The sequence below is a fragment of the Paenibacillus sp. MER TA 81-3 genome (assembly GCF_023713585.1).
Taxonomy (GTDB): domain Bacteria; phylum Bacillota; class Bacilli; order Paenibacillales; family Paenibacillaceae; genus Paenibacillus_B; species Paenibacillus_B profundus.
Genome location: NZ_JAMAWB010000012.1, coordinates 179,361 through 188,745, shown reverse-complemented (window position 1 = coordinate 188,745; position 9,385 = coordinate 179,361). Strand labels below are relative to the sequence as shown.

Sequence of the window (9,385 nt, the reverse complement as noted above, 5' to 3'; positions counted from 1 at the left end):
CCGTTTCCGAAATCCGTCTGCGTGTCGGGCAGTTTATGGATGAAATCATGAAGTCCCCTCATGCAATCATTGACCGCCTATGCGTTCGACTTTGAATGCTATCTTCTTTCGTTCAACTTATATAGTAACGAACAAAAAGAGCGCCATACTGATAACAAGCAGCAGCGATCCAACCAGAAGCAGCAGTTTGGGATGCCATTTTTGATTTTTCATTTGAATCCCTTGCGTAATGATCATCGCCACCCCGGTAAGCATCAACCCCATCGAGAGCATTCGCGCCGTTTCTTGGGTAGTCAAAGATAATTGATCCTGGAAATAGAAGCCTCCGATCACTTGCAGGGTAACAACACTGAGCATCGTTACCAGACCGGCAAACAAATAAAGACGAACGCCCTTTTGAAATGGGTTGACCTTTGGCGGCTTGTCTTGGATCATCGGTTTATGGGCTGGGATCAACAGCAGCACAACGACAAATGCCATGATCGGCAGCATAGCTCCGATATAAAGGGGCCAAATTAGTCCGATAAGGGCAAATTCGCCAGCTATCGCAGGTCCAAGCACGAGGCCCAGTCCATTTGCAGCTCCAATGAATGCCATGCCTGCAGAACGGTCTTTTTCATCTGTGACATCCGCCATATACGCCTGTGCCGACGAAGGGACGGCTGGAATAAACAGACCAACCATAGCGCGCGCTGCTATCAGCAATGCGACTAGCAGTCCGCCTTTAATGAGCCCCGTCATTCCAGCATACATCGTCGCCGTAAACAAGACGTAGCTCACAAACATGCCCAGGAAGCCAATCAAAATGACGGGCTTTCTCCCTTTGATATCACTTAGCCGTCCCCACACCGGCGCCATCAAGGCCATTGCAATAGAGCCTATTGATATAATCAAGCCCGAGTGGGTTTCGCTTAACCCCAATTCGCGGATGAGCGGAGGCATGATAGGAGCAATAATCATCAATGCAACCATCGCAACAAATACACTGAAAAATATACTGAATCGAATTCTAGCCACTTTCACATTTTCCCCTTTCGCAGCATCTATTATTGATGCTTCACTTTTGAATGTTAAGTGAAAAACGTTAAGCATTGCTACCTTGAAACGGATTGTTCTTACGGAAAAACGGATTTATAATGTACATTACGTTTAAACCGCACACTATTAGCGTTAAGCCCTCCTATAAAACATGATTCCTGATGATGTCCTCAAGGTGATATACCAAATAATTGCATACTGAACCGAAGATGAGCCGAATAGGGATATCGTTTGAGCGGTGAGAACCAAGGCTACTCTTCTCTTCCAACCGAGGTTCATGTTCGTTATCATGTCTAGTTACACTCCTTTGTGTGCGTATATATAAAAATAAAAAAAGCAGAAAGCATAGCACCTTTCGGTGCAAGCCTTCTGCTTGTCGTACACGTCTAAACGGTACAGCAATACAATCTTCAGCAAAGAAACGTGGACATTCACGCCAATCTTAACCTGCTATTGCGCTTGACGCACCGTGATACGGGTGTCCATGTCCGAATCGATCGCTTATTTATGATGGACACTGTCACTACTTGTCTTCGCCGATAATGCGCACTTCAGTTTCAAGCTCCACGCCGAACCGTTCGTTGACCGTCTGCTGCACGTGGCGGATAAGCGAAATATATTCGCTTGCCGTCGCATCGTCTACGTTAACGATAAACCCGGCATGCTTCATGGACACCTCGGCGCCGCCGATCCGCGTACCCTGCAGCCCGGATTCCTGAATCAGCTGGCCGGCAAAGCGGCCCGGAGGACGCTTAAAGACGCTGCCGCATGAAGGGTATTCAAGCGGCTGCTTGGATTCGCGCAAGTGCGTCAGCTCATCCATCTTGGCCTTAACCGCATCATATTCGTCTGGCACAAGCGAGAAAGTCGCTTCCAGCACAATATTCCGGTTCGGTCCGATATTGCTCCGGCGGTAGCCTAATTCGAGCTGTTCCTTCGTCAGACGAACAAGATCGCCTTCAGGCGTCAGCACCAATGCGCTTTCCAGCACATCCGCGATCTCGCCTCCGTACGCACCGGCGTTCATGTAGAGCGCTCCGCCTACCGATCCCGGAATGCCGCAGGCGAATTCAAGTCCGGACAGCCGGTGTCCAAGCGCGGCGCGTGACACGTCGATGATGGCTGCGCCGCTCTGTGCGATAATCTTATGCTCATTGCGGACAATCTGATTCAGCTTGTTCAAGTTCACTACGATGCCCCGAATCCCGCCGTCCTTAACGATCAGATTGGAGCCGAAGCCGAGAATGGTAAGCGGCAGTTGATGCTGACACGCAAAATTAATGATAACTTGCAATTCCTCGTAACGGGCAGGCGTCACATACAGATCGGCCTTGCCGCCCATGCGGGTATAGGTGTGCTGTTTCAATAATTCATCCTGTCTTATGGAATCTTCCGAGATCAATTCGCGTAATTGGTAATAACGTTCTAAGAGGTTATGCATGCTATTCCATCCTTACTTATCTTTTTCGCATATCCATTATAACCAATAACTCTCGTAATAGGCTATGCACAGATAATCAACCGATACGCATGGATACGTACGCTATAGGGTATCTTATCCAATTAAAGGCGTGCTAAATGAAGTGAAAAGAGACAAGGAGCAGGTCATGGAACAGCATCCGTTAGATCAGGTGGAGACATTAGCATTAAAAAAGAAAGCGGCGTGGGACTCCAACAAGCTCCAGTACCTGCTTCGTTCCATCATGGCAAGTATGTTTATCGGCTTCGGCGTTGTTGTTGCGTTTAAGACGGGCAATCTATTCGACGAAGGCGCTTCACCGTTCGCCTATACGACGGCTGCCGTCACGTTTGGAGCGGCTATCATTTTGATCGGCTATGCGGGCGGAGATCTGTTCACTGGGAATACGTTCTACTTCACCTTCTCCACCCTGCGCGGATCGACGACTTGGAGTGATACGTTTAAGATTTGGGGCACCAGCTATCTTGGCAACTTTATTGGCGCACTCTTATTTGCTGGCCTCTTATGGGGCACTGGATTGTTCCGCGAGTATAACAGCAACGTATTCTTTTATGATGTAGTAGCGCATAAGATGGAGGCATCGACGTTTCAATTATTTTTCCGGGCGATCTTATGTAATTGGCTTGTCTGCATGGCATTCTTTATTCCGATGACCCTGAAGGGCGACGGGCCTAAAATATTTGCGATGATTCTGTTTGTCTACTGCTTCTTCATATCCGGCTTCGAGCACAGCATCGCCAACATGACGTCTTTCTCTATCGCATTGTTCATGGAGCATCCGGCCGGCATCTCGCTGTACGGCGCCTTGCATAATCTGATTCCCGTAACTTTCGGCAATATTATCGGGGGCAGTGTCTTTATGGGGATGATATATTTTTACTTGAATAAGCGAAACCGGAACAAGATTTAATCGGTATGAAGTGAAAGTGCATCACATAGCAGCGACGGCCCCATCCCGCTGCATTACAGTTTCACTGTTCATTGTCGAGACCGAACATGTCTCCCGCCGGCATCGCAGATAGCATCACTCGTTCAAATAGGTCATGACGCGGTTCTGGATCAATTTACTCACTTCATCCGCTGATTTCTGACCATTCATGTAGGAATCAAACTCTTCTAGGACGATGGATTCGATTTTCTTATCGATTGAGAAGCTTGGATGTGCTTCCTCCAGGATGTTTCCGGCGTATTCAATTCGTTCATTAAGAAATTTTTCATCTGAAATGGTTGCTTTCAACTTTTGTGCTGCTTCTTGAAGCTTTTTCTTGTTAGCGTCTTTATGGACAGAGATTCCCATAAGTAATCCGATGACTGCACTTCCTCAGAGATCATGAACTTCAGGAACTCCCAAGCTTCCTTCTGAACGTTCGATTTGCTATTGATGCCAAACCTATTGCTGGATTTGTAACTCCAACCTTGGGGTTGACCACTCATCGTTGGTCTTTGGAACATCTGGCTGTTCGAATCTGCCAAAGTCGTCAATAATGTTTCTGCTCTGTTACTTAACGTATAAGTGAACAAACTTTCTTTGATCTTGCTTTTTTTTGATGTCATCTGTTAACTGGGAATTCGCCTGATGGAGTTCTTCCATCGAGCATTGCAGATTGCGGGATAGCTCATTGAGGGAAGCCGCCAGCTCCCCAATTTCGTCATCGGATTGGAATCCTGGGCCCTAAGAAATTCTTGGATAAGTTCTTGAATATAGATATCATCCTCGATAACGAGAATATTTGCCGACATTTATTTTCACCTCAGTGTATCAGTTTAAATCTCTATCTATATAAGCCTCTACTATACTAAAGGTATGTGAAATTCAGATGAAATTTAGCTGAAGTTGAAATGAAGAAAAATGTTAAACCATCTCGTATTTCACCGTTCCTTGATACGTAGTGCGATTTCTGCAAGCTGTTGAACTCCAGCACGTATTTGCTCTTCATTCACGAATGAATAGCTCAGTCTGATCCAAGACTGCATTTCATCGAGCGGATCGCAAATTTGACCAGGAACGAAGGAAATAGATTGTCGAAAGCTCTCGTTTAATAACGTTCTCGCTGGAACCGTATCCGGCAGTTGGAGCCATATATTGAGTCCCCCTTTTGGAGTGATCCATTTCCAGTCGATAGGAGCCAATGCCAATTCCTCCTCCATGACGTCTCTTCTGATTTGTAGCGCAATTCGCAATTTTTCCAAATGTTGCTGCATCCGTTCAGATTGAAAGTAATGCACAAATATTTTTTGAGTGACTAGCGGCGTTCCGTTGTCAGCCAGCGATTTGGCCGTTATCAGAGCCTCTATCACGGACTTGCGGCCAAATACGGCGCATATTCGCAAGCCTGGCGCCACATACTTACTGAAACTTCGGAGATATACAACCCATCCTTCTGTATCGTAGGTGAATAAGGGCTGCGGTGGCCGTTCATCGAAATACATATCGTGGAACGCATCATCTTCAATCAATAAACAACGATACCGTTCGGCCAACTCTACAAGCTGCTTGCGTTGAGTGGTCGGTAATGTATACCCCGTTGGATTATGGAAAGTAGGATTCATATAAAAGAACCGTGGTCGATGCTGCTTCATCAACAATTCGACCGTGTCCAAATCATAGCCTTCTGGAGAAAAATCCACAGGAATCAATCTGGCGCCCTGCCCTCGGAATACATCAAGCGCCGCGCTATATGTGGGCCTTTCCACCAAAATCGCATCCATTGGTCTTATGAATATTCTAGAAAGCAAGTCAATCGCCTGTTGCGCCCCCGTCGTTATCAACACCTCGCTTGTATTCAGATGAACCCGGTAATGACGTATGATGTACTGACAGAGGACATCACGCAGCTCTTCATCCCCTTGCGGGGTGGAATAAGTCCCCATCAACTTAGGGTAGATGTCAAAAACCTTCTTCACATACTCAGATAGAAATAGATTTGGCAACAAATTCGGATCAATCAGTGCTTGGGAAAATTGATAAGCAGCCGTTACCCGGTGAATATCGGACAACTTGCTATTCAGGTGCACAGCAGAAGATTCGATAGACTCGCTTACATCACACTCGTAGAGGTTAGATATCGAATTCTCAGGACTAACATAATAACCAGACTTCTCCTTGACATAGGCTTTTCCGTTCTGTTTCAACAATTGGTAGGCTTTGAACACCGTCAGTCGATTGATGCCCAACTCCAGAGCGAGCAGTCGAATTGAAGGAAGCTTATCATGTACGTTCCAATCTCCGCGCTCAATTCTCGTCATGATGTGATCGTATACTTGTTTAAAAAGCATGCAAGCCGCCCCCTTTTTGCTTATTGTACACTAACCATTTCTAATCTGTTCTATTTGTATTCATCTGTTCTATACCCATCCGTGTATGATCATTCATAAAGGGGGAGAATCATGATTATCTTTAATTATTTACTCGTATGTCTCGTGTTTGGCACTACATTTTTAGCCATTAAGATCGGTGTTGACGCCTCTGCACCGCCGTTTTTATCTTCGGGCATAAGGTTTTTCGTCGCGGGTCTGCTTTTATTCGGATGGATGATATGGAGGAAAAAAGCAAGCTTCTCTCTCCTTCTGCGCAAAGAAATGCTGCTTACAGGAATCGGTCTGACTTTTGGCACCTTTGCACCCTTGTATTGGGGTGAACAATATGTTGCGTCCGGAATCGCAGCGGTATTTTCGGCTACTGCTCCGATTCTGATCCTTTTGCTGCAAATGATCATAATGCGTCAGACACCAAGCCGTCGCTCTTTAATAGGCTGCATCGTCGGATTTATTGGCGTGATCCTTATTATTCTGCCTGCTATTACGTTATCAGCAAGTATGTGGCTGCTCATCGGAAGCCTTGTGATTTTGATTGGTGAATTGTTCTATTCATGTGGCGCCATTTATTCAAAACAAGTTACAAAACGTTTCCCGGAGGCATCGCCAATAGCGCTTAACGCCGCTCAGATGATGTATGGAGGAGCACTATTACTCATGCTGTCTGCATGCACAGAACATTGGTACTTTAAGAGCTTACTGTCGGCGGACGTGATCGGCTCAATGCTCTATCTGATTGTCATCGGTTCGATGATTGGGCATAGTCTATTCTATTGGCTAGTCGCCAAGACAACCCCTGTCTTTGCCTCGACCTGGCTGTACGTGTCACCGTTGATTGCTCTCACGATTGGGGTCTTGCTCTACGGGGAAGCTATTACTTGGGTAACAGTGGTCGGAGCAGCTACGATTATCGTTGGTACTGTTCTTGTTAATTATGAAAGCTTAAAGCAACTGTTTCAGAAGCCGCAGAGGGAAATCACACAACTCCAAGAGGCGCACTCCAATTAGGTAAATGATTGAGTGTTCGACAAACAAAGTCAAACAAATAAGACGTTAGAAGCCGTAGGTTCAACCCTCGGCTTCTAACGTGCTGTTTGATTCCTTGATTGATGCAAGCTAATATCCAATATGACTTTGCATAAAGATAATGATTTATGCTGGAATAACAATCAAATGAAGATGTACTCGAACGAAATCTCCATATATTGACTTGGTCTATTCGATTTGAGAAGATATAATGTACATTACGCTTAAATCGTACACGATTAACCCTCCTATAAAACTTTCAAAGGAATTATAAAAAAAGTGATGACCTATAATCGAATTGCAATAATGAAGCCCCCGTTTCCCTAGCTAAGCTTATATTGTTCGGAGTCATATAAGCTTGTAGGAGGGCGAAAATAAAGTGAAAAAAAAGGTAGTACCATCTTTGCTGTTAATGATCGTGCTTGTGGCCTTTCCGCAGATCAGCGAGACCATTTACACACCTTCATTACCTGATATTTCAATGGCGCTTGGTGTCTCAAATAGTTCTGTACAGTTAACATTGAGCATTTACTTTATCGGTTTTGCTTTGGGTGTTTTCTGCTGGGGATGGTTATCCGATTATACTGGGCGGAGACCAGCTATGCTGGGAGGTCTCGTTTTATACGGACTTGGTAGTTTAATGTGCTATTTCTCAGCATCTATTGAATTCCTTTTGTTAAGCCGTTTTGTTCAAGCATTTGGTGCCGCGACAGGTTCAATCATTACACAAACGATTCTGCGAGAAAGTGTATCAGGCAATCAACGGCATGCTATGTTTGCACAAATATCTGCTGTAATCGCATTTACTCCCGCAGTCGGGCCGCTCATTGGAGGCTGGGTTGATCAAGCTCTTGGCTTCAGGGCTGTTTTCTTTACACTTGTTATCCTGAGTGTAATATTGTTTGTCTATGCTCTATTAAAGTTGCCGGAAACAGCAGATGTTACGAAGAGAAAAAAGGTTGCCATTGCATCGACTGCAAAGAAAATGCTGTTGTCACCACGTGTAATCGTCTTCGGAACATTGATTGGCGGAATAAATGGGGTTATTTTCAGTTACTATGCCGAAGCCCCATTTTTATTTATTGAGCACTTTCATGTTTCACCAGGGGTTTATGGTTTCTTTGGCATCATTGTGGCTCTAGCATCGATTGTTGGTGCAATGTTCTCCAAAAAATTATTGACCATTTATGCACCTGAGAAGATCATTCATATTGGTCTTCTAGTGATGTCTGCTGGAGCGTTGGTTCTTACAGTTGCGAGTACGTTTGACACAATGCCGAAGATCATGGCCATTGCTAGTATTTTATTTACCATGTTTATTATGCTGATGGGAGCAGGCATCGCATTACCTAACTGTTTAAGTCTTTCACTCGTCGGTTTTCACGATGTTGTTGGAACCGCTGGGGCGATATTTAGCTTAGGTTATTACTTGTTGGTTAGCTTAATGACATGGGGAATGAGTGTTCTTCACAATGGTTCACTGATGACGATGCCAGTATATTTCCTTGTCATAAGTTGTGGAATGTGGCTTCTTGGTAAGTATTTTATTAAAACTGAATAACTTGTTTTGAGAAGTAACTTATACAAGGAGAATTAAAACGGGGCTTTAGAAATAACAAAAAAGCAGCATTTATCATAGTGCTGCTTTTTTGGCATGAAGATAAATCTTGCAAGGAATTCCTTAACTCTGTATTCATGCCTTCGAGCAATTTGTATAAATTTGAAGATAATATGCGTATCAATCCGATCCGAACCCCGGAAGTTGTAGCTTTGACCTCCATTACCGAACCAATCAGTCTCGACCAATTCTTCCATCTTTGGCTGTTCGCTAAAGCAAGCGCCTCAACAGTAAAGCCACCTATACGCATGGATACGTGCTGGGGCACCTGATTGTTCCGCGGGCATAACAGCAACGCTATTTTCTGTAATTGATATAATTATCTTTGTACCAATGAGGAGAGCGTAAAATATTTTGTGTAAATAGTTAACATAACAAAGGAAGATCCTTTCTTGTAGAATTAAGTTACCACACTACAATTCACAGAAAGAGGTCTTCCCATGAATCATTTTACTACAGATTTAGTCCAAGCTCTAGTCACGAAACAAGATGTGACAGAAGTATACCGTCAGCACCTAGAATCAGCTATGAATAGGCTGCTTGAAACGGAGTTAACTGCGTTTCTAGATTATGAAAAGTATGACCGTATTGGCGTAAACTCTGGAAACTCACGTAACGGTGGCTACACACGCACGTTTCATACGGAATATGGAGACCTCAAGCTCCATATTCCCAGAGATCGCAACGGAGAGTTTAAACAGCAAACTGCCGCTCCTTACAAACGTTCAAATGACACGCTAGAGTCCTTCGTCATCCACATGTTTCAGAAAGGTGTTACGATGACAGAAATTGCTGACCTTATTGAGAAAATGTATGGTCATCACTACACGCCGCAGACTGTGTCCAATATGACAAAAGTGATTCCATTTACACAAAATTCTTGACGCTACCCATTTTTTTGCCCGCTT

6 protein-coding genes and 2 pseudogenes are annotated in these 9,385 nt (G+C 44.6%); 4 read left to right on the top strand and 4 right to left on the bottom strand.

Translation table 11 applies throughout. The features are described 5' to 3' along the window. Positions 1-126: 126 nt before the first annotated feature. Both M3650_RS18815 and murB read right to left on the bottom strand, forming a co-directional pair. Positions 127-1,017, bottom strand: a pseudogene (locus tag M3650_RS18815) (MFS transporter); the annotation flags it as partial. 544 nt (positions 1,018-1,561) lie between these two features. Then, positions 1,562-2,479: a UDP-N-acetylmuramate dehydrogenase gene (gene murB / locus M3650_RS18805; protein WP_251576909.1), complete on the bottom strand. Its 918-nt coding sequence runs from the start codon at positions 2,477-2,479 to the stop codon at positions 1,562-1,564. Between the two features lie 166 nt (positions 2,480-2,645). Here murB and M3650_RS18800 point away from each other — a divergent pair, with 166 nt between their 5' ends. Beyond that, a complete protein-coding gene (locus M3650_RS18800) occupies positions 2,646-3,428 on the top strand; it encodes a formate/nitrite transporter family protein (protein WP_251576916.1) in 783 nt (260 codons plus the stop codon). Positions 3,429-3,542: 114 nt separating this feature from the next. Here the strand turns inward: M3650_RS18800 and M3650_RS18795 are convergent, their stop codons facing one another. Both M3650_RS18795 and M3650_RS18790 read right to left on the bottom strand, forming a co-directional pair. Further along, on the bottom strand, positions 3,543-3,815 hold the full coding sequence (locus tag M3650_RS18795; protein WP_251576908.1) for a hypothetical protein: 273 nt from the start codon (positions 3,813-3,815) through the stop codon (positions 3,543-3,545). Between the two features lie 572 nt (positions 3,816-4,387). After that, positions 4,388-5,794, bottom strand: a complete 1,407-nt coding sequence (locus tag M3650_RS18790) for an aminotransferase-like domain-containing protein (protein WP_251576907.1) — start codon at positions 5,792-5,794, stop codon at positions 4,388-4,390. A 111-nt stretch (positions 5,795-5,905) separates the two neighbouring features. On the opposite strand from M3650_RS18790, the gene M3650_RS18785 reads away from it, so the two are divergent. From M3650_RS18785 to M3650_RS18775, 3 genes and pseudogenes are all read left to right on the top strand, one after another. After that, on the top strand, positions 5,906-6,841 hold the full coding sequence (locus tag M3650_RS18785; RefSeq protein WP_019422223.1) for a DMT family transporter: 936 nt from the start codon (positions 5,906-5,908) through the stop codon (positions 6,839-6,841). 397 nt (positions 6,842-7,238) lie between these two features. Next, the gene (locus M3650_RS18780; protein WP_251576906.1) at positions 7,239-8,420 is read left to right on the top strand and encodes a multidrug effflux MFS transporter; all 1,182 of its coding nucleotides are present in this window, start codon (positions 7,239-7,241) and stop codon (positions 8,418-8,420) included. A 497-nt stretch (positions 8,421-8,917) separates the two neighbouring features. Next, positions 8,918-9,340, top strand: a pseudogene (locus M3650_RS18775) (transposase); the annotation flags it as partial. Positions 9,341-9,385: the final 45 nt, after the last annotated feature.